This is a genomic window from Alistipes sp. (assembly GCF_020026455.1).
In the GTDB taxonomy this organism is placed as follows: domain Bacteria; phylum Bacteroidota; class Bacteroidia; order Bacteroidales; family Rikenellaceae; genus Alistipes.
The window spans coordinates 186,686-207,699 of the sequence record NZ_JAHHQJ010000002.1 but is presented as its reverse complement, the minus strand read 5'-3'; the positions used below and the strand labels follow the sequence as shown (position 1 = coordinate 207,699).

Annotated in this window: 14 protein-coding genes, 1 tRNA gene and 1 riboswitch; of the genes, 6 read left to right on the top strand and 9 right to left on the bottom strand. The window is 60.3% G+C overall.

Annotated features, from left to right (window positions below):
• Positions 1-54: 54 nt before the first annotated feature.
• A riboswitch (cobalamin riboswitch) is annotated at positions 55-251 on the bottom strand.
• A gap of 285 nt (positions 252-536) precedes the next feature.
• From QZ460_RS02090 to lepA, 7 genes are all read right to left on the bottom strand, one after another.
• Positions 537-1,307, bottom strand: coding sequence for a S1/P1 nuclease (locus QZ460_RS02090; protein ID WP_290539928.1), 771 nt, complete (start codon positions 1,305-1,307; stop codon positions 537-539).
• Between the two features lie 30 nt (positions 1,308-1,337).
• Positions 1,338-3,089 carry a transcription termination factor Rho gene (rho, locus tag QZ460_RS02085; RefSeq protein WP_290539927.1) on the bottom strand — a complete coding sequence of 584 codons (1,752 nt, stop codon included), beginning with the start codon at positions 3,087-3,089 and terminating at the stop codon, positions 1,338-1,340.
• 493 nt (positions 3,090-3,582) lie between these two features.
• Positions 3,583-4,326: an MIP/aquaporin family protein gene (locus QZ460_RS02080; RefSeq protein WP_290539926.1), complete on the bottom strand. Its 744-nt coding sequence runs from the start codon at positions 4,324-4,326 to the stop codon at positions 3,583-3,585.
• Positions 4,327-4,344: 18 nt separating this feature from the next.
• On the bottom strand, positions 4,345-5,832 hold the full coding sequence (glpK, locus tag QZ460_RS02075; RefSeq protein ID WP_290539925.1) for a glycerol kinase GlpK: 1,488 nt from the start codon (positions 5,830-5,832) through the stop codon (positions 4,345-4,347).
• Between the two features lie 320 nt (positions 5,833-6,152).
• A tRNA-Gly gene (locus tag QZ460_RS02070) sits at positions 6,153-6,225 on the bottom strand.
• Between the two features lie 65 nt (positions 6,226-6,290).
• Positions 6,291-8,198, bottom strand: a complete 1,908-nt coding sequence (locus QZ460_RS02065) for an AMP-binding protein (protein WP_290539924.1) — start codon at positions 8,196-8,198, stop codon at positions 6,291-6,293.
• A gap of 21 nt (positions 8,199-8,219) precedes the next feature.
• Positions 8,220-10,010, bottom strand: coding sequence for a translation elongation factor 4 (gene lepA, locus QZ460_RS02060; RefSeq protein WP_290539923.1), 1,791 nt, complete (start codon positions 10,008-10,010; stop codon positions 8,220-8,222).
• A gap of 127 nt (positions 10,011-10,137) precedes the next feature.
• On the opposite strand from lepA, the gene lysA reads away from it, so the two are divergent.
• Together lysA and QZ460_RS02050 are read left to right on the top strand one after the other, a co-directional pair.
• On the top strand, positions 10,138-11,301 hold the full coding sequence (gene lysA / locus QZ460_RS02055) for a diaminopimelate decarboxylase (protein WP_290539922.1): 1,164 nt from the start codon (positions 10,138-10,140) through the stop codon (positions 11,299-11,301).
• Between the two features lie 34 nt (positions 11,302-11,335).
• Positions 11,336-12,238, top strand: coding sequence for a DMT family transporter (locus QZ460_RS02050; RefSeq protein WP_290539921.1), 903 nt, complete (start codon positions 11,336-11,338; stop codon positions 12,236-12,238).
• Positions 12,239-12,418: 180 nt separating this feature from the next.
• Here the strand turns inward: QZ460_RS02050 and QZ460_RS02045 are convergent, their stop codons facing one another.
• Entirely contained in the window at positions 12,419-13,780 is a 1,362-nt protein-coding gene (locus QZ460_RS02045) for a TrpB-like pyridoxal phosphate-dependent enzyme (RefSeq protein ID WP_290539920.1), read from the bottom strand.
• Positions 13,781-14,121: 341 nt separating this feature from the next.
• Between QZ460_RS02045 and pheT the strand changes: the two genes are divergently transcribed.
• Positions 14,122-16,587 (top strand): phenylalanine--tRNA ligase subunit beta, encoded by a 2,466-nt coding sequence (gene pheT / locus QZ460_RS02040; RefSeq protein WP_290539919.1) that lies wholly within the window; start codon positions 14,122-14,124, stop codon positions 16,585-16,587.
• Positions 16,588-16,682: 95 nt separating this feature from the next.
• Positions 16,683-17,285 (top strand): lysoplasmalogenase, encoded by a 603-nt coding sequence (locus QZ460_RS02035; protein ID WP_290539918.1) that lies wholly within the window; start codon positions 16,683-16,685, stop codon positions 17,283-17,285.
• A gap of 3 nt (positions 17,286-17,288) precedes the next feature.
• Here QZ460_RS02035 and QZ460_RS02030 read toward each other — a convergent pair whose 3' ends face one another.
• Entirely contained in the window at positions 17,289-19,448 is a 2,160-nt protein-coding gene (locus QZ460_RS02030) for a family 20 glycosylhydrolase (RefSeq protein WP_290539917.1), read from the bottom strand.
• A gap of 147 nt (positions 19,449-19,595) precedes the next feature.
• Between QZ460_RS02030 and mazG the strand changes: the two genes are divergently transcribed.
• Positions 19,596-20,369, top strand: a complete 774-nt coding sequence (gene mazG, locus QZ460_RS02025; protein ID WP_290539916.1) for a nucleoside triphosphate pyrophosphohydrolase — start codon at positions 19,596-19,598, stop codon at positions 20,367-20,369.
• An 84-nt stretch (positions 20,370-20,453) separates the two neighbouring features.
• Positions 20,454-20,990, top strand: a complete 537-nt coding sequence (locus tag QZ460_RS02020; protein ID WP_290539915.1) for a gamma carbonic anhydrase family protein — start codon at positions 20,454-20,456, stop codon at positions 20,988-20,990.
• Positions 20,991-21,014 lie beyond the last annotated feature (24 nt).

Below are 21,014 nucleotides of genomic sequence, written 5' to 3'. Positions count from 1 at the left end.
CGAAAAACAGAATCGGTATAAAAAGGTCCGGGTATCGCCCCAAATCCCGAAGGCGGTTACCTTTTCCGGCAAGGCAGGTCTTCTGACTTGCCCCTTCCGCACGCCTTCCCGTCCCGGGGGACAGTGGCTCAAGAGTGTGCGGAATGCAACGGGGCTTACAGCTACGGGAATAGTCCCTGATTTTCACAGGAGTTCCCTTTTGATCTCGTGCCGACAGCCGTCGGCGGAGAACCTTGCACGAAAGCAAATATAGGAATAGTTCTCCGGAAAGGGAGCGTCCTTCGGGGTATTTAATGAACATTTTGTGAACAAATGCGCTCTTCCGGCCCGATCCGGACGCCGGGGTTGCGTCTCTCCGGGTTCCGGGGCGCCCCCCTCCTTCCCCGGTTGCAATGCAGGGATCGCCCGAACACGGGGTTCCCGATCCGGACGCCGGGATTGCGGGCTTTTCCGCCTGAATTTCCGATTCGGGGCTCCGGAAACGAACCGCCCGCCGGTCTCTCGACGGCGGGCGGCTTTGTCTCGTGCGGATCTGTTTATCGGTATATCTCGTTCAGCAGACGGGCCAGACGGTGTCCGCCGCGCAGGAACTGCCGTTCGACGACGGGCGTGTACTTGAAGATGTAGTCATACGAAATATCGCTTCCCTCGGGGGTGAAGGCATAGATCTCCTTGCAGATTTCGTGCGCCTCCTTCACCCAGTCGGTCGGCTCTCCGGCGGCGATCTGCGCAGCCTCTTCGTCTGTCAGCCGGTCGATCTGCTGCTGCCACTCGCTGTAACTCCAGTTGTGGGCCGACTCGGGGATGTTCGTGTCCCAGACCGAATGCAGATTCGTCTCGCGACCGAAGAAACGCACGGGGCGCTTGTTGCCTCCCAGGTCGGTCGATCGCCCGAGGTGCATCGGGCAGTGCATGTCGCCCACCAGATGGATCAGCATCTTGAGTGCGAGGTTCTCCTCCTCGGGCGAGAGCTTTCCCGACTTGAGTTTCTCTGTGAGTTCGCTCACGGCCTTCAGCACGTCGCCCTGGGGATTCCGGGACATGCTCTCCAGCGTCTCTCCTTCGTCGATATTGAGGTAGTGCCAGGTTTTCGAATAGGCGTATTCGGGCCAGTGGCTGGCGAAGTCGAGCCAGTTGGCCATGTACACGGGCGAGTATCCGTCGAGCACCTTGCGGACCTTCTCGGCCGCTTCGGGTGTCAGATGGCATTCGGCGATATACGCCGTCACATCGTGCCCCTTCTGTCCCCACGCGAAAGCCCCGCGGGCGAAAACAAGGCACAGAGTCATCAGAATCAGTCTTTTCATTTGTTTTCGGGTTTTTTGCACTTTGTGCGATTAGTGGTTCATTGTAGCGAGGAACTCCTCGTTGGAGTCGGTGAGTCCCATCTGTTTCTGGAGGAATTCCATGGCCTCCACGGGAGTCATGTCCGAGAGATACTTGCGCAGCACCCACGTGCGGTTCATCACGTCGCGAGGCAGCAGCAGGTCTTCGCGGCGGGTTCCCGATGCGATCACGTCTACGGCCGGATATACGCGTTTGTTGGCCAGCTTGCGGTCCAGCTGCAGCTCCATGTTACCCGTACCCTTGAACTCCTCGAAGATCACTTCGTCCATCTTCGATCCGGTGTCGATCAGCGCCGTTGCGATGATCGTCAGCGACCCCTTCTCCTCGGTGTTTCGGGCCGCTCCGAAGAATCGCTTGGGTTTATGCAGGGCGTTGGCGTCGACACCGCCCGAGAGCACCTTTCCCGATGCGGGCTGCACGGAGTTGTAGGCTCGGGCCAGTCGGGTGATCGAGTCGAGGAAGATCACCACGTCGTGTCCGCTCTCCACCATGCGCTTGGCCTTGTCGAGCACCATTTCGGCCACTTTCACGTGGCGCGAAGCCTGCTCGTCGAACGTCGATGCCACGACCTCGGCCTTCGAGTTGCGGGCCATTTCGGTCACCTCCTCGGGGCGTTCGTCGATCAGCAGGACGATGATGTATACTTCGGGATGGTTGTCGGCTATGGCGTTGATGATCGACTGCATGAGCACCGTCTTACCCGTCTTGGGCTGGGCCACGATTAGGGCGCGCTGGCCCTTGCCGATGGGTGAAAAGAGGTCCACGATGCGCGTGGACATGTTGTTGTGTCCTTTGCCCGTGAGGCAGAATTTCTCGGTGGGGAACAGCGGCGTCATGAATTCGAACTGCACGCGGTCGCGGATGTACTCCGGGGCCAGCCCGTTTATTTCGTTCACGCGCACCAGCGGGAAGTACTTTTCGCCCTCCTTCGGGGGGCGGATCGCACCGTTCACCGTGTCGCCGGGCTTCAGTCCGAATAGTTTGATCTGCGAGGGCGAAACGTAGATGTCGTCGGGGGAATTGAGGTAGTTGTAGTCTGCCGAGCGGAGGAATCCGTAGCCGTCGGGCATGATCTCCAATACACCTTCACCTTCGATCTCCCCCGCGAAGTCGTCCTTGGTGATGATCTCTTCCTCCATGTGCTCCATGTGCCGTGCGCCCCGTTCCGTGTGGGTCTCCTGCGCGGCGGGAGCCGCCGTTTCCCACATGCCCTGCGTTGCCGGTGCGGCCGGTGTTGCCTGAGCGGCCGGTTCTGCCGGTGCGGCTTGCGCGGCCTGTGCTGCCTGTGCTTCTTGAGCCGCCAGCGCCTTGGGCTTGCGGCCCCGGCGCTTGGGCTCGGCTTTTGCCGGCTCTGCCGCGGGAGCTTCGGCCTGTGTCGGAGCCGCCGCGGTCTGCGGTTCGGCAGCCGTTAGCGGCTTCGTCTCCATCGGGAAGAGCGGCTCTGCCTGGGCCTGCGGAGCCGCGTTTTCGTTCTTCGCCAGCCGCGGACGGCGTCCGCGCGGGGCCTTGATCTTCGATGCGGCGGCTTGCGGGGCCTTCTGTGCCGGCTCTGCGGCGGTCTGCGTCGTCTCTCCGTCCGCTTCCGCCCTGTTTTCCGCGGAGGTCTCCTCCGGGGAGTACACTCCTGCTATTTTCTCTATCAGTTCGCGCTTTTTAATCATGGCGTTCTTGATACCCAATGCTTTGGCTATCTTACGCAGCTCGACAAGGCTTTTCCCTTCCAGCGCTTTCAGATCTTGCATAGTTTATTTCCGTTGAATGTGATTTTCAGAACCAGGACGGTCGTCCTGTTTGTTGGAATTAGCATGCAAATATAGTGCATTATTTCGAATTACAAAATAAAAAATGCCTTTACTTCTCTGAATGGCAGAATGAATGGTATGAGCTGCCGCCTAAATACCTATTAATGGCGATTGCGTGTTCCGGAATTTTGCGCGACCTTTGTTCCAGAAACAATGAAGCAGGAGATTTTCGGCCATTGCATTGTTTGTATTGTTAATGTTTGTGTGTGAAAACCCTTCCGCCACGCGGAGGGGTTTTTTGTACCAGGTCCCTCCTGTTTGGCCCTATTGCTCTATTCGTCAGAGTGATACACGACGCGAGCACCGCCCGTTTCAAACCCCTCTGCCGCTGCTCTCCCTCTCCCGGATTTTGGCTGCCGGCCGATGGCTTCGGGGACCATACTTCGCCTCGCGCGCGGATCTTCCGAACGATTCGCCCTGCCGGCCATCCTCCCTATCCGCAGAAATAGAGACAGCCGTAGATCGCTCCCGCCGCCAGAGCGCCCAGCAGCGGCCCCGCCACGGGTACCCAGCTGTAATCCCATCCGCTGCCCCCTTTGCCCCGGATCGGCAGAAGGGCGTGCGCCAGCCGCGGCGGCAGATCGCGCGCGGGATTGATGGCATATCCCGTCGTGCCGCCCAGCGACATGCCGATGGACATGATGAGCATCGTCACCGGAAGACTTCCCAGACTTCCCATCCCGATTTCGGGGGTGTTCTGCTCGTTGCCGATGGCGAGGATCACGAATACCAGCAGGAACGTGCCGACCACCTCGCAGAAGAGGTTGCGCGGCTTGTTCATGATGGCGGGCATTGTGCAGAATACGGCCAGTTTCGTTGCGGGGTCGTCCGTTGCGTCGAAATGGTCCTTATAATATAGGTATACCACGATGGCGCCGCAGAACCCGCCCAGCAGCTGTGCGGCGACATACCCCGGGACGTATGCCCAGGGGAACGACCCCGCCACGGCCAGCCCCACCGAGACTGCGGGATTGAGGTGTGCCCCCGAATAGGGCCCTGCGATCAGCACGCCGCACATCACGGCCAACCCCCAGGCTATCGTGATCACGGCCCAGCCTCCGTCGAATCCTTTCGATCGCCTGAGGATGGTCGATGCGACCACTCCGTCGCCCAGCAGTACAAGCACCAGCGTTCCGATGAACTCGAACAGACATTTGGTGAAGAAGGTGATTTCCATATCGCTTCCTTTCAGGCGTTATTTCCCGTGCAAGACCCTGTGCACGGCCTCTTCCCAGCCGGCGATGGACTTTGCTGTCTGCGTGCGGTCGGCCGCGGGTTCGAACACACGCTCTGCCTGCCACTGCTTTCTGATCTCCCCGACGCTTTCCCAATAACCCACGGCCAGCCCCGCCAGATAGGCGGCCCCCAGTGCCGTGGTCTCCGTCACACGGGGGCGTATGACCTTCGTCGCGAGCAGATCGGCTTGAAACTGCATCAGCAGGTTGTTGCGCGCCGCACCGCCGTCGACCTTCAGTTCCACGGGCGAGATCCCGGCGTCGCGCTGCATCGCACCCACAATGTCCAGCGTCTGGTAGGCAATGCCCTCCAGCGCCGCGCGGGCTATGTGCGCCGCCGTCGTTCCGCGGCTGATGCCGCTGATCGCACCCCGGGCATACTGGTCCCAGTGCGGGGCCGCCAGTCCTGTCAGCGCGGGAACGAAGTAGACACCGCCGCTATCGGGCACCGACGCAGCCAGCGCCTCCACCTCCGACGAGGAACGGATGATCCCCAACCCGTCGCGGAGCCACTGCACGACCGATCCGCCGATGAAAATACTCCCTTCGAGGGCATAATCGACCTTCCCGCCGATCTTCCAGGCGATGGTCGTCAGCAGGTTGTTCTTCGAGACGATGGGCTTTTCTCCGCTGTTCATCAGCAGGAAACACCCCGTGCCGTAGGTGTTTTTCACCGCACCCGGTTCGACGCACATCTGCCCGAACAGGGCGGCCTGCTGGTCGCCGGCGATGCCCGCAATGGGGACTTTGTGGGCGAATATCGTGGTTTTCGTCGCTCCGTAAACCTCGCTCGACGAACGCACCTCGGGCATCATCGACGCCGGAATGTCGAACAGTTTGAGCAGCTCCTCGTCCCATTGCAGCGTGCGGATGTTGAACAGCATCGTGCGTGAGGCGTTGCTCGGGTCGGTCACGTGCACTTCGCCGCGCGTCAGCCGCCAGACCAGCCATGTGTCGATCGTTCCGAACAGCAACTTGCCCTTCTCGGCCCGTTCCCGTGCTCCCGGCACATTGTCCAGAATCCATTTGATCTTCGTGGCGCTAAAATAGGCGTCGATGATCAGGCCTGTTTTTTCGCGGATCCACTCGGTTTTTCCGTCGCTCTTCAGCGCGTCGCAGTACCCGGCGGTTCGGCGGTCCTGCCACACGATGGCGTTGTAGATCGGTTCCTCGGTTTCGCGGTCCCAGACGATCGTCGTCTCGCGCTGATTGGTGATCCCTATTCCGGCTATGTTCAGCCCGTTGATGTCGATCGCCGTGATGGCTTCGGCGATTACCGAAGCCTGCGACGACCAGATTTCGTGCGGATTGTGCTCGACCCATCCCGGTTTTGGGAAATACTGGGTGAACTCCCGCTGGGCCATCGAACGAATCTGCCCCTTGCGGTCGAAAACGATCGCCCGGGAGCTGCTCGTACCCTGATCCAACGACAAAATGTACTGCTCCATATTTTTCGGTTTAATCGTTGCGTCGGAATCCGGCCGATCCAAGGACCGACCGCTTACAAATCTATGAAAAATTTTCGGGATTCGAAACAACCCCGACGGGTTTTTCGTTGCGCCTTTTCGCCTTTTCGGCGGTTTTTTCGGATGGCTACCTTTTGCTGCATCCCGGATTGCCGCTACCTACCGCTATCCGCCGCTACTCGCTGCTTTCCGCCGGATGTGGGGGCGAAGCCTGCCCGGCTGCGTTCGTCCCCCCCCCACACACACCACCACCTCTCCTCTTCCAAAAGAAACAAAAAAAGAGGTCTGCAAAGACCTCTTCGAGCGGAAAACGGGATTCGAACCCGCGACCCTCAGCTTGGGAAGCTGATGCTCTACCGACTGAGCTATTTCCGCATTACGGAGTACAAAGTTACTCCGTTTTTTTTATTTGTCAAGTTTTCGGCGGCTGAAAAATGCGTCTACCCTACGATTTTTTTCAGCGATGCGATGTTTTCGGGGTTTTTCAAGTTGCGCCCCTCGGGCGAATAGAGGTAGTCGAGCCGGTTGCGGAAATGCTCCTCGACCTTCCCGCGCACGACCTTCATCGTGCTGTTCACCAGTCCGTTCTGCTCCGTGAAAGCCTCGTCGACAATCGCCAGTCCGGCCGGCAGCCACCGTTCCGGAAACTCTCCGGCATAGCTTCCTCCGGCGCGGTAGCGGTCGATCTCGGCGCCGATAATCTCTGCCGCCGCTGTCGCACGCTCCGCTTCGGGAACCCTGCGGGCCTCCAGCTCGCGGCGCAACGCCTCGCGGTTGGGCACCACGATCGCCCCCGTAAACGGACTTTGGTTGTTGTGGACGATGATCTGATCGATGTAGGGCGACTTGTCCACGATCGCCTCTTCCATCCCCTCGGGGCTGTATTTTTCGCCGTCCGACGCAATCAGCAGGCTCTTGAAGCGCCCCAGCACATAGAGGAAGTCATCCTCCGAGACATAACCCATGTCTCCCGTGTGGAGCCACCCGTCGCGCACGGTTTCGGTCGTGGCCTCGGGATTTTTCCAGTATCCGGCCATGACATTTTCGCCGCGGACGACGATTTCGCCCTTCTGCCCGCGCGGGAGCTCGCGCCCCTCCTCGTCGAGGATCTTCAGGTCCAGCGGAATGAGTATCTTGCCCGACGACCCGAACCGGTGCCAGTGATGTTTGGGCGAGTTGGTGGAAATCACGGGTGTCGCTTCCGAGAGGCCGTATCCCTGGAACATCGGGATTCCGATGGCGTAGAAGAACCGCTGCAATTCCGCGTCGAGCAGCGCGCCGCCTCCGACGAAGAATTCGAGGTGCCCGCCGAATGCCTGCCGCACCTTGCGGAACAGCAGGGCGTCGAAAATTCCGACGGCGGGAGCCAGCGCGATGCGCCATCCGCGGCCCTTGCCGTATCCGTCGCTGTTGTATGCATATGCCGTGCGGAGTGCGAGGTTGAAGAGCGCCTCGGTGAATTTCCCCTTGGCCCGGATCGAGCTTTCGATGTTTTTCCGGAAGTTCTTGGCCAGCGCCGGGACCGACAGCAGGAAGTGCGGCTGTACCTCGCGGATGTTCTGCGGGATGTTCTTGAGCGTCTCCAGGGGAGTTGCTCCGACCTGCACCGTGGCCACCGAGGCTCCGCAGGCGATCATGATGTAGAACCCCACGACATGGGCGAAACAGTGGTCCAGCGGCAGGATGATCAGTGTGCGGAAATGCGGCGGAATGTCGACCCGCGACAACGCCTGTTCGACGTTGGCCGTGTAGTTGCGGTGTGTCAGGATCACACCCTTGGGGTCGGACGTCGTGCCCGAGGTGTAGGTGATCGTGGCGTAGTCGTCGTTTCGGATGGCCTGCCCGATCTTCATGAACTCCTCCCTGTTCTTGGCGAGGTATTCGCGGCCCAGACGCTTGAGCGTCCCGTAGGCCGTCTCCCCGGTTTCCAGCGGGATGTGCCCGAGAACGATCACCTGCTCCAACTGCGGCAGTCCGGCGCGGATGCGGCGGATCTTGGGCAACTGGTATTTCGACACGAAAACGGCCTTGACCTCGGCGTGCCGCATGCGGAAGACGAGGTCGTTCGTCTCTTCGAGTTTCACCGACAGGGGCACACTGACGGCCCCGGCATAGAAGAGTCCTAATTCGGAAATGATCCACGCATTGCTGCCTTCGGCCAGTATGGCCACCTTGTCTCCGGGCCGGATTCCGAGTGCGGCGAGTCCGGCGCCCGTTTCGAGGGCTAGTTCCCGGGTTTCGGTATAGGTCGTAGGCTCGAATTTGTGATGCCGTTTTTCGAGCAGGAAGGTCTTGGCCCCGTATTTCCGCACGGAGGCTTCGAAGAGGTCGATGATGGTCTTTTTCATGTTTCTAATCCATTTTCAACTCTAATCCATTTTCAACACGGCGAGGAATGCCGACTGGGGTACTTCGACGTTGCCGATCTGACGCATGCGCTTCTTGCCCTTCTTCTGTTTTTCGAGCAGCTTGCGTTTGCGCGATATATCGCCGCCGTAACACTTCGCCGTCACATCCTTGCGCACGGCCTTTACCGTTTCGCGGGCGATGATCTTGGCTCCGATGGCGGCCTGTATGGCGATGTCGAACTGCTGCCGGGGGATCAGTTCCTTGAGTTTTTCGCACATCTTGCGTCCGAAATCGTAGGCATGGTCCGTGTAGGTGAGCGACGAGAGGGCGTCGACGGGTTCTCCGTTGAGCAGAATGTCCAGCTTGACGAGTTTCGAGGGCTGGAATCCCGTGCGGTGGTAGTCGAACGAGGCATATCCTTTCGAGATGCTCTTGAGCTTGTCGTAGAAGTCGAAGACGATCTCCGAGAGGGGCATGTCGAAGTTTACCTCCACGCGGTCCTGCGTGATGAATGTCTGGTTCTTCATCACCCCGCGCTTGTCGATGCAGAGTTTGATGACGTTGCCCAGAAACTCCGACTTGGTGATGATCTGCGCGAGGATGTAGGGCTCCTCGATCTTGGCGATCTTCGTCACCTCGGGTAGTCCCGACGGATTGTGAACCTCGACCACGTCGCCCTGCGTCGTGGTTATTCGGTACGAGACGTTGGGGACGGTCGTGATGACGTCCATGTCGAATTCGCGGTACAGCCGCTCCTGAATGATCTCCATGTGCAGCAGCCCGAGGAATCCGCAGCGGAATCCGAATCCGAGCGCCAGCGAACTTTCCGGCTCGAAGGTGAGCGACGCATCGTTGAGCTGCAGTTTTTCGAGCGACGCGCGCAGGTCCTCATACTGGTCGGCCTCGACCGGATAGATACCCGCGAAGACCATCGGCTTCACATCCTCGAAACCTGCGATGGCCTCTTGTGCGGGATTGGTCACCGAGGTGATCGTGTCTCCGACCTTTACGTCGGACGAGGTCTTTATTCCCGAGCAGATATACCCCACATCCCCGGCCTTGATCTCCTGCCGGGGGTGCATCTTGAGCTTCAGCACCCCGATTTCGTCGGCGTCGTACTCGCTGCCCGTGTTGAAGAACTTCACGTGGTCGCCCTTGTGCAGCGTACCGTTGAACACGCGGAAGTAGGCAATGATCCCGCGGAAGGGATTGAACACCGAGTCGAAGATCAGCGCCTGCAGCGGAGCGTTCTCGTCGCCTTCGGGGGCCGGAATCCGGTGCACGATGGCCTCCAGGACCTCCTCGACGCCCAGCCCCGTCTTGCCCGATGCCAGCAGAATATCCTCGTCCTTGCAACCGATCAGGTCGATCACCTGATCCTTCACCTCGTCGATCATCGCCGAATCCATGTCGATCTTGTTCAGCACGGGGATGATCTCTAGATCGTGCCCCACGGCGAGATAGAGGTTCGAAATCGTCTGCGCCTGAATACCCTGCGTGGCGTCCACCACCAGCAGCGCCCCTTCGCACGAGGCTATTGCGCGCGACACTTCGTACGAGAAGTCGACGTGCCCCGGGGTGTCGATCAGGTTGAGCGTGTATCGCTGTCCGTCCCGAGCCGAGTACTCCATCTGTATGGCGTGGCTCTTGATGGTGATTCCCTTTTCGCGTTCGAGGTCCATGTCGTCGAGCACCTGCGACTGCATTTCGCGCTGGTTGAGCGTGTTGGTTTTCTCCAGCAGACGGTCCGCGAGGGTCGATTTGCCGTGGTCGATGTGGGCTATGATGCAGAAATTTCGGATGTTTTTCATAGATGAACGTAAAATCTTGGGCAAAGATACATAAATTTTTGAATATATGGGAGGTCTTCCATTTGCCCGAATGACACAAATTGCCTATATTTGCGATTTCAACAAGTTAGGTTAAAGTTAGGTTAAGATGTTAAGCAGACAAATCGCCTCCAAACTCCGGGGCTATGAGACCCCGTTCTACCTTTATGATATGGCTCTGTTGCGCCAAACCCTCGAAAGCGTGGTCTACGAGTCGAAGAAATACGGCTATAAGGTCCACTACGCCATCAAGGCCAACTACGACGACCATCTGCTGGCGGTCATCCGCGAATACGGCCTGGGCATCGACTGCGCCTCGGGCAACGAGTTGCGCAAGGCCGTCGAGGCCGGATTCGACCCCAAGGGCATCGTCTATGCGGGAGTGGGCAAACGCGACAAGGAGCTTAGATACGCCATCGAGCAGGAGATCCTGGCCATCAACTGCGAGTCGATCCAGGAACTGGAGCTGGTCGACGCCCTGTCGGCCGAGGCGGGCAAGGTGACCGACATTGCGCTGCGCATTAACCCCGACATCGACCCCAAGACCAACCATTGCATCGATACGGGTCAGGCGGACAGCAAGTTCGGCATCTCCTATGAGGAGGTGCTCGCCCACGCTGCGGAGATCCGTTCGCTCAAAAACGTCAACATCATCGGCCTGCACTTGCACATTGGTTCCCAGATCCGCGAATTGCACGTCTTCGAGAACATGTGCAACAAGGTCAACGTCATCGTCGAGAACCTCGAAAATCTGGGATGCAAGTTCCGTTTCGTCGATGTGGGCGGCGGTCTGGGCGTCAACTACGACGTCCCCGAGAACGAGCCGATTCCCAACTTCGCGTCGCTCTTCTCGATCGTCCACAACCACCTGCGCATCGGCGACCGCGAGGTTCACTTCGAATTCGGGCGGTCGATCGTCGCCGAATGCGGCGAGCTGATCACCTCGGTGCTGTTCAACAAGACCACTGCCACGGGCCGCAAACTGGTGATCGTCGACGCTTCGATGACCGAGCTGGTCCGCCCGGCGATGTACGGCTCCTACCATAACATCGAGAACATCACGGCCAAGGATGACGAGGTGCGCGAGAAATACACGGTTGTCGGCACGGCCTGCGAATCGACGGACGTTTTCGACGAGAACGTCACCCTGCGCCGCACGCGCCGAGGCGACCTGCTGACCATCAAGTCGGCCGGAGCCTACGGCATGTCGATGGCTTCGCGCTACAACCTCCACGATCTTCCCGGTGCCGTTTACAGCGACGAAATCAAATAGATAAAGGGCGGTCGCAGCCGCCCTTCCTCATGTTATGTGGCTTACTTTGGCATTCACCTCGGCGGCATTGCTCGGCTTCTACGATGCGGCCAAGAAAAAGGCCCTCACGGGCAACGCCGTGCTGCCCGTGTTGTTGCTCAACACGCTTTTTTCGACCCTGTTCTTCCTTCCGGCAATCCTCTCTGCGGAGTTCGGCCTCGGGTGGTTCGACCGCACGATCCTTGCGACGACTCCCGGCGGATGGGAGGCCCACGGACTGGTTGTCCTGAAGTCGGCCATCGTGCTTACTTCATGGATTTTCGGTTACTTCGGCATGAAACACCTGCCGATCACGATCGTCGGCCCGATCAACGCCACACGTCCCGTCATGGTCCTTGTCGGGGCATTCGTGATCTTCGGCGAGCGGCTCAACGCCTACCAGTGGACCGGTGTTGCGCTGGCCCTCGTGTCGCTCTTTCTGCTGAGCCGGTCGAGCCGCCGCGAAGGGGTTGTCTTCACCCATAACCTCTGGATCCTGTTTATCGCCCTGGCGGCCGTTACGGGCGCTGTCAGCGGACTTTACGACAAGTTCATCATGGCGCACCTCGACCCGGTTTTCGTGCAGAGCTGGTATAACCTCTACCAATTCGGTATGATGTCCGTGGTGGTCGGCATCCTCTGGTGGCCCCGGCGCCACGCCACCACGCCGTTCCATTGGAGCTGGGCCATTCCGCTGATCTCGGTCTTCCTTTCGCTGGCCGACTTCGCCTACCTGTTCGCCCTGCGCGATCCGGACGCCATGATCTCCGTGGTCTCGATGGTCCGCCGCGGTTCGGTCGTGGTGTCGTTTCTCTGCGGTGCGGTGCTGTTCCGCGAACGCAACCTGCGCTCCAAGGCCGTCGACCTGGCCTTTATCCTCGTCGGCATGTTCTTCCTCTGGTTGGGCTCCAGAGCCTGACGCTGCCGCTTGGCTCCCCTGCCCCCTCCCGCAGCTCCCTCGCTTGGTTCTACTGCGCCTCCCCCGCGTGCCTCGTTCCTCTCCCGCATGGCTCCACGACAAGCCCCGTTCCTCGCCAACCGGGAAAAATAAAAAGGACGGACCCGCCCGGGTCCGTCCTTTTTGACTTGAAGCACTGCGTTAGATCAGATGCTCCAAACTGTTGATGGTCTTTCGGATTTCCTCGTCGCTCGGCGAGAAGTCCTTCAATGCTCCGGCCAGATACTGCTCGTAGGCATAGAGGTCGATCACGCCATTGCCCGAGAGGTTGAACAGAATGGTCTTCGCCACACCTTCCTCCTTGGCTTTCAGCGCCTCGCGGATCGTCGCGGCGATGGCGTGCGTCGACTCCGGAGCCGGGATGATGCCTTCGCTCTGGGCGAACAGAATGCCTGCGGCGAGGGTCTCGACCTGCGGCATCGCCTGCGCCTCGATCAGCCCGTCCTTCATCAGCTGGCTGACGATTGCTCCGGCCCCGTGGTAACGCAGCCCCCCGGCGTGAATGTTCGACGGCTGGAAATCGTGGCCCAGCGTGTACATCGGGATCAGGGGCGTGAATCCGGCCACGTCGCCGAAGTCGTACTGGAATTGGCCGCGGGTGAGTTTCGGACATCCTTCGGGCTCCACGGCGATCACACGTATGTTCTTGCCTTCGGCGAAATTTTTCCGCAGGAACGGGAAGCCGATTCCCGCGAAGTTGCTGCCGCCCCCGAAGCATCCGATCACCATGTCGGGCTCGGCGTCGGCCATCTCCATCTGCGTCGCGGCCTCCAGCCCGATGACCGTCTGGTGCAGCACGACATGGTTCAGCACGCTGCCCAGGCAGTAGCGCGTGTCTTCCGGGCGGCGCAAGGCCATCTCCACGGCTTCCGAGATGGCCAGCCCGAGGCTTCCCGAACAGTTGGGATCGCAGGCGAGGGCCGCACGTCCCGATTCGGTCAGCGTCGAGGGCGAGGCCACACACTCCGCGCCCCATGTGTTCATCATCAGACGGCGGTAGGGCTTCTGGTCGTAGCTGACCCTGACCATGAATACCTGAAGGTCGATGCCGAAGTGCTTCGCCGCGAAGGCGATCGATGCGCCCCACTGCCCGGCTCCGGTTTCGGTGGTCAGGTGCCTGATGCCCTGTTTGTAGTTGTAGTAGGCCTGCGGCACGGCGGTGTTGGGCTTGTGCGAACCGGCGGGCGAGACGCTCTCGTTCTTGAAAAAGATCTTCGCGGGAGTTCCGAGGGCCTTTTCCAGTCCGGTTGCCCGAACGAGCGGCGTCGGGCGCCAGATCCTGTATATCTCCTGCACCTGCTCGGGGATGTCGATGTATCGCTCGGTCGACATCTCCTGCTCGACCAGTTCCTCGGCGAATATCGCCGACATCTGCTCCTTCGTGACGGGCTTTTTGGTCTCGGGATGGAGCTGCGGGAGCGGTTTTTCGGGCATGTCGGCCACGATGTTGTACCATTGCGTGGGCATCTGTTTTTCGGTGAGGCAGAATTTTTTCGTTTTCATAATCGGTATCGTTTTTTTGGAATTTGAACGGAGCAAAAGAAAAAGCCCGCTGCTTACCTTTCGTAAACAACGGGCTTGTGTATTTTTTGGGGGGACAACTATACACACACGGTTCCGCACTCATTGTTCACGAGAGTCAATGAGCGCCACCACCAAGCCTGTATGTTGCAGATGCGGATCATCTTCCGATTTTGTTTTTTGCAAAAATATGCGGTCGTGCTGTTAAATGCAAATTTTTTACGAATTATTTTTGATACCTTTATATGTAGGGATTTTTTACCGTTTTTTGCGGAAAAATTTATATTTTTGCGTGATTATCCGCAAATTCAAACCTTAACGATATGAATATTTCGTATAACTGGCTCAAACGCTATATCGCAACCGATCTTCCGGCCGAAAAGATCGCTGAAATCCTGACGGACATCGGCCTCGAGGTCGAAGGCTTCGAGCAGATCGAAACCGTGAAAGGCGGCCTGCGGGGCGTTGTCGTCGGCCAGGTTCTGACCTGTGTCGACCATCCCGATTCGGACCACCTGCACATCACCACGGTCGACGTGGGAGCCGCCGAGCCGCTGCCGATCGTCTGCGGCGCCGCGAACTGCCGGGCGGGCCTCAAGGTGCTCTGCGCCACGGTCGGAGCGGTGCTCTACCCCGACGGCGGCGACGAGGAGTTCAAGATCAAGCGTTCGAAGATCCGCGGCGTGGAGTCGCTCGGCATGCTCTGTGCCGAGGACGAACTGGGCATCGGGACTTCGCACGAGGGCATCATGGAGCTTCCCGCCGACGCTCCCGTGGGCATGGCGGCCCGCGACTTCCTGCATGTGGAGGACGACTACCTGATCCAGATCGGCCTCACGCCCAACCGCGTGGATGCCGCTTCGCACATCGGCGTGGCGCGCGATCTGGCCGCTTACCTGAAGAGCCGCGGCGAAGATGTCGCCGTGACGCTGCCCGACGTTTCGGCCTTCGCTCCCGACAATCACGACCTGGAGGTTGCTGTCCGCGTTGAAAATCCCGAGGCTGCGCCCCGCTATGCCGGAGTCACGGTCACGGGCTGCAAGGTCGGCCCGTCGCCCGAGTGGATGCAGAACTGCCTGCGCGCCGCGGGCATCAACCCCAAGAACAACCTAGTGGACATCACCAATTTCGTGCTCTTCGAGCTGGGCCAGCCGCTTCACGCCTTCGACGTTGCGAAGATCGAAGGCCGTCAGGTCGTGGTCCGCACCTGCGCCGAGGGCACACCCTTCGTGACGCTGGACGGTGTGGAGCGCAAACTGACGGACAAGGACCTGATGATCTGCTCGGCCGAGCGCCCCATGTGCATCGCTGGCGTCTTCGGCGGTTTGGATTCGGGCGTGAGCGACACCACGACCGACGTATTTATCGAGAGCGCCTATTTCAACCCCGTGTGGGTGCGCAAGACGGCCAAGCGTTTCGGCCTGAATACCGACTCTTCGTTCCGCTTCGAGCGCGGCGTCGACCCCAACATGCAGGTCTATGCGGCCAAGCGCGCCGCCCTGCTGATGAAGGAACTGGCCGGGGGAACGATCTCCAGCGCTATTACGGACATCTATCCTGAGCCGATCGGGGATTTCGTCTTCGACGTCTCGCTGTCGAGGGTCAATGCGCTGATCGGCAAGCAGATTCCCGAAGAAGTGGTCCGCACGATCATCGCGGCGCTGGAGGTGAAGATCCTCGCCGAGCGGGACGGCGTGCTGACGGTCTCCGTACCGCCCTACCGCGTCGACGTGCAGCGCGAAGCCGACCTGATCGAGGACATCCTGCGCATCTACGGCTATAACAACGTCGAAATCCCCACGCAGGTCCGTTCGACGCTCTCCTATGCGCCGAAACCCGACCGCGGCCGGCTGATGAACCTCGCGGCCGATTTCCTCACGGCCAACGGGTTTACCGAGATCATGTCCAATTCGCTGACGAAAGGGGCCTACTACGAAGGGCTGACCGCTTGTCCCGCCGAGCGCTGCGTGCGTATTCTCAATCCGTTGAGCTCCGATTTGAACGTGATGCGCCAGACGCTGCTGTTCAACATGCTGGAGGCCGTCGGGCTGAATGCCAACCGCCGCAATGGCGACCTGTGCCTCTACGAGTTCGGCAACTGCTATTTCTACGATGCGTCAAGGCGCACGGAGGAGAACCGCCTGGCGGCCTACTTCGAGGAGTACCGCCTCTCCATCGCAGTCACGGGCGTCTCGACGCCACAGTCGTGGAACGCGAAGCCCGAGAAGGCGTCGTTCTTCACCCTGCGCGCCGTTGCCGAAAAACTGCTCCGCCGCTTCGGCCTCGACATCTACGCGCTGAAGACCGAGACGCTCGACAGCGATCTTTTCAGCGAGGGTCTCACGATGTCGCTCAACGGCAAAGAGCTGCTGCAGATCGGCACCGTGGCTCCCGCCATCCGCCGCCGGATCGATGTCAAGCAGGATGTGTACTATCTGGAGCTGAATTTCGACCTGCTTTCCAAGTCGACCCGAAAACAGAAGATCACCGCCGTGGAGCTGTCGAAATTCCCCGAGGTCCGACGCGACCTGGCGCTGCTGGTGGACAAGTCCGTGACCTTCTCGTCGCTGCGCGACGCAGCCTTCGCCGCCGAGCGCAAACTGCTGAAAAGCATCTCGCTGTTCGATGTCTACGAGGGCGACAAACTCCCCGAGGGCAAGAAATCCTATGCGCTGAACTTCATCCTGGAGGACAAGACCCGCACGCTGGACGAGCGGACGATCGAGCGTGTGATGTCGAACCTCACCCGGCAGTTCGAGCAGAAATGCGGCGCCCAGGTCCGGGCCTGACGAATTTGCTCAAAGCGAAAGACCGCCCGGCCCCATCGGAGCCGGGCGGTCTTCTTTCGAATCGGCCCGTGCGACACCTTTGCCATATCCCCACCTTGACGACGCTGCTTTTCGCGGCGGGCGTCGCCGTGTTCTTCACTCCGGCTGCCGTGCTGCCCTGCAAGGTCGCCTGCCCCGTCCTGCTGCTCTCCCTGGCTGTGTTCCTGACGCGGCGCCGGGAACTGTTCCCGTTCGGACTGGCCTTCCTGTTTTCCGCCGCCGGGGATGCCATGGGCGCCGGAGATCTGTTCATTCCCCAAATGTCCTTCTTCGCGCTGGCCCATATAGCCTATGTGTGGTGGTTCCTGCCCCGGGCGCGACGCCCGCTCCGCGGGACTTCGCTGGCGGTCATCGTCCCGCTGCTCGCTTTCCTGTTCGCCGTCATCGTCCCCGAGGCCCCGTTTCCGGGCGAACGCATCGGCGTGGCCGTCTACGGGCTGATCATCGCCGCCATGCTCTGCTCGGTGCTCCAGTACGACGGGGCGTGCGCCGCCGGATTCCGGTCTGCGGCTCTGCTGTTCGTCTTTTCCGACGGGGTGATCGCCTGGAGCCGTTTCATCGGCCCGGTCCCGGCCCGGACCTGGGTTGTCATGACTACCTACTACCTCGCGCAATACCTCTTCTTCCGCTGCGCCTTCAAGGCTGCAACCCGCAGCTGAGGCTCACAATACGGGTCTCACCTGCGGCGGTTGGATCGTGACGTAGGGCGTGCCGTTGTCGTCGCAAGTCGAGACGATCCGCACGGCCTTCACCGGACGCCCGGGGTGCAGCGTGATGCTCCCCATTTCCAACTCCCCCGCCCGCTCGAACGTCTCTCCGTCGTACGACACCTCGGCGTAACCCGTCATCAGGATCGTCTTCGGCAGCTGGCGGTTTCCCGTCTGCAGGTACATCTCACGACACCTCACCGGCTCTTCGAACGTGTAGCGAATCCAGTCCTGCCGGCGGCAGGCGCGGCGCGTGCGCGCAAAGCCCTTGTAGGTCCCGGCGTTGGCAAGGGGAAACTTCGTGCTCTCGCCCATCGAGGTCGTGATCGTCACGGCGGGAGTCAGGGTCCTCCACCGCGACCTGTCGGTCGCATAGGGGCTGCGGGCGGTGCCGTAACGCGAGTAGAACCGGTAGCGATGCGGTTTCCGGGTGCGGACCGGTGCCGTGTAGCGATGTTCTTCCGGGTCGCCGTCTTCGAGGTAGTAAATCGCGGACCCGTCGTCCGTCGAAGCGGTGAATGCACCGTCGGTGTAGTCGACCTTCGGGGGGAACAACCGGAAACGGATGCCCATGGCCGCCATACGGTCGTAATGTCTTCCTTTCAACTCTTCGTAATAGGCGCCCCACTCTTCGGCCTTGCCGCTCCAGGCAATGCGTGCGAGGGCGCAGACGCGCGGAAAGAGCATGTAGTCGAGGAAGTCGGGCTTCTCCGGCTCGTGCGAGATGTAGGCTTCGCTGAAGAATGCCCCCTGCAACCCCTCGACGTTGCGCATCTGTTCGGGACCGAACCCCTCGAAACGGAAGCTATGGACCTTTTTGGCATCGAAGATCGCCGCCCAGTCGTGTCCGTCCTCGTGCGGCGACTGGCGCATGTCGAAATAGAAGTACTCCCCCGGCATCACGACGGTGCGATAGCCCTTCGCCGTGGCGTCGAGACAGGCCTTGACACTCTCCCAGCCATGTACGCGGCACTCTTTCGTAAAGGCCCCCGTGTGCACCGCTTCGTTCCACACGGCGGGCCGCTTGCTGTGCGCGTGGAGGATTGCGGCCACGCGCTCCATGAAGAGGTCCTCCAGCCGGTGCGGGTCGGTCATTCCTTTCCGCCTCATCAGCGCCCGGCAGTCGGGACACCGCTCCCACTGCGTCAGGTCGACCTCGTCGCCGCCCACATGGATGTACTCCGAGGGAAACAGCGCGCACACTTCGCCCAGAATGTCGCCCAGCAGGACGTAGTTCTCCTCCCGGGCCACACACCACACCGAACGGTAGTCGTAACCGTTGGTCGACACGGTGTCGGGCCGATAGTTGCAGCGGATTTCGGGAAGCACGGACGCGATGTTGCGGCTGTGGCCCGGCAGGTCGATTTCGGGAATGATCTCGATATTGCGCAGGGCGGCGTAACGGATCAGCTCGCGCATCTCGCTTTGCTTGAAGTAACCGCCGTATTTTTCCGACCATTTGCCATATACGGGCCTTATGGGCGAGTCGCCGCCGCGAAAGCCGCCGATCCGGGTCAATTCGGGGTGCGAACGGATCTCGATGCGCCACCCCTCGTCGTCCGAAAGATGAAGATGCAGCTTGTTGATATTGTGGTATGAAAACAGATCTATATAACGCTTTACTTCATCTGCTCCGATCCACGTCCGCGCCACGTCGAGCATCATCCCCCGATAGCCGAACCGCGGCTTGTCCTCGATCCTGACACAGGCGATCCCGGTTCCCGGAGCCAGCCCCCTGCGGGCGTAGACTTCGGGCGGCAGCAGCCGGAAGAGCTGTTGCAGCCCGTTGAAAATCCCGCCGCGGGAGGAACTGCCGATCTGGATGTGGTCGGGGGCGATGTCGAGGATGTAGGCCTCCGAGGGCTCCCCGTCCGGGGCTTCGAGCGTCAGCGTGACGGCACTCTTCCCCGTCACTTCGTTGCGGAGCCCGCATCCGAGGTATTCGGCGGCGTATTCGGCCAGAGGAGTCAGTTCGCTGTCGGCGGAGATTGTCGTTTCGGGCCCGAACGTGAAGATCCCTTCGCGGGGTGTCTCCGTTTGCGGAGCGGGCTGCGCCGCGGCGGTGTACAGGCCGCAAAGGAGTGCCGTCAGGGGGATCGGAAGCCGTAATTTCATGAGACATGCGGATTTTGTTTCTCGCAAAGTTACTTTTTTTCCGCCGAATATGCTACCTTTGTCGGAGTGCCCCCGGTTTTAACGGGCGACCGGAGGCCGATTGCGGATAAACCGCTTCTGTGCCCGGGACGAAAAACAAGTTGTAACATGGATGATAAACGCCTGAAGGCCACGGCCCGTCTCCTGGAGGTGATGAACACCCTGCGCCGCGAGTGCCCCTGGGACCGCGAGCAGACATTCGACTCGCTGCGCAGCAATACCATCGAGGAGACTTACGAACTGGCCGATGCCATTACCGACCACAATATGGAGGGCATCAAGGAGGAGCTGGGCGACCTGCTGCTGCATGTGGTGTTCTATTCGAAACTGGGCGAGGAAGAGGGAGCGTTCGATTTCGGCGATGTGGCCAACGCGCTGTGCGACAAATTGATCTACCGCCATCCCCACGTCTACGGCGACATCCACGCCGACACACCGGATCAGGTCCGGGAGAACTGGGAGGCGCTGAAGCTCCGCAAGAAGAACCGCCGGAGCGGCACGCTGGGCGGTGTTCCGCGTTCGCTTCCGGCGATGGTCAAGGCCTACCGCATGGGCGAAAAGGCCGCCGGAGCGGGTTTCGACTGGGAGCACAAGGAGGATGTCTGGGACAAGGTCCGCGAGGAGCTGGGCGAGGTGGAAGCCGAGATGAAATCGGGCAGCAAGGCCGACCTCGAGGGCGAATTCGGCGACCTGCTGTTCGCGCTTATCAACGCCTGCCGCCTCTATGGCGTGGATCCCGAATCGGCGCTGGAATGTACGAACAGGAAGTTCATCCGACGCTTTAATTACATGGAGGAACACGCTGCGGCAAAGGGACATACGCTCCACGACCTGTCGCTCGATGCGATGGAGGAGCTCTGGCAGGAAGCCAAACGGCAGTAGGAAGTCCGTTTTGCGTGCGGCGGTGGTCCGCCGTGCCGGCCGGGGACTCTGTTTTTTGTAGGATTATTCAGAAACAACGAAATTATGGCACTTATACGAAAAGTCCGCGGGCATGAGCCTGTGATCGGAGAAAACACCTTTCTGGCCGAGACGGCCGTCATTCTGGGCAACGTGACCATCGGCCGCGACTGTTCGATCTGGTACAACGCCGTGCTGCGGGGCGACGTGAACAGGATCGTCATCGGCGACCGCACGAACATCCAGGACGGCGTGGTGCTCCACGCCATCTACGACAAGGCGAAGCACCCTTCGCAGACGATCATCGGCAACGACGTTTCGGTGGGTCACAACGCCATCATCCACGGTGCGGTGATCGGCGACAACTGCCTGATCGGCATGGGCGCCACCCTTCTGGACAATGCCCGCATCCCCTCGGGGTGCATCATCGCGGCCAATGCACTGGTGCTCTCGAACGCGCAGCTGGAACCCAACTCGGTCTATGCGGGAGTCCCGGCCAAGAAGGTCAAGGAGGTGACCGCGGAGCAGCGCGAGGAGATCATCCGCCGCACGGCCCGCGACTACATGCTCTATGCCTCCTGGTACGGCGAACCGGAAGAGTAGCCCTTTTCCGCACGCTGCGGCCGG

What these genes read in the sequence shown, in the direction of transcription:
- QZ460_RS02090 (WP_290539928.1), bottom strand. Translation starts at nt 1,307, where the DNA reads ATGAAAAGACTGATTCTGATGACTCTGTGCCTTGTTTTCGCCCGCGGG.
- rho (WP_290539927.1), bottom strand. Translation starts at nt 3,089, where the DNA reads ATGCAAGATCTGAAAGCGCTGGAAGGGAAAAGCCTTGTCGAGCTGCGT.
- QZ460_RS02080 (WP_290539926.1), bottom strand. Translation starts at nt 4,326, where the DNA reads ATGGAAATCACCTTCTTCACCAAATGTCTGTTCGAGTTCATCGGAACG.
- glpK (WP_290539925.1), bottom strand. Translation starts at nt 5,832, where the DNA reads ATGGAGCAGTACATTTTGTCGTTGGATCAGGGTACGAGCAGCTCCCGG.
- QZ460_RS02065 (WP_290539924.1), bottom strand. Translation starts at nt 8,198, where the DNA reads ATGAAAAAGACCATCATCGACCTCTTCGAAGCCTCCGTGCGGAAATAC.
- lepA (WP_290539923.1), bottom strand. Translation starts at nt 10,010, where the DNA reads ATGAAAAACATCCGAAATTTCTGCATCATAGCCCACATCGACCACGGC.
- lysA (WP_290539922.1), top strand. Translation starts at nt 10,138, where the DNA reads ATGTTAAGCAGACAAATCGCCTCCAAACTCCGGGGCTATGAGACCCCG.
- QZ460_RS02050 (WP_290539921.1), top strand. Translation starts at nt 11,336, where the DNA reads ATGTGGCTTACTTTGGCATTCACCTCGGCGGCATTGCTCGGCTTCTAC.
- QZ460_RS02045 (WP_290539920.1), bottom strand. Translation starts at nt 13,780, where the DNA reads ATGAAAACGAAAAAATTCTGCCTCACCGAAAAACAGATGCCCACGCAA.
- pheT (WP_290539919.1), top strand. Translation starts at nt 14,122, where the DNA reads ATGAATATTTCGTATAACTGGCTCAAACGCTATATCGCAACCGATCTT.
- QZ460_RS02030 (WP_290539917.1), bottom strand. Translation starts at nt 19,448, where the DNA reads ATGAAATTACGGCTTCCGATCCCCCTGACGGCACTCCTTTGCGGCCTG.
- mazG (WP_290539916.1), top strand. Translation starts at nt 19,596, where the DNA reads ATGGATGATAAACGCCTGAAGGCCACGGCCCGTCTCCTGGAGGTGATG.
- QZ460_RS02020 (WP_290539915.1), top strand. Translation starts at nt 20,454, where the DNA reads ATGGCACTTATACGAAAAGTCCGCGGGCATGAGCCTGTGATCGGAGAA.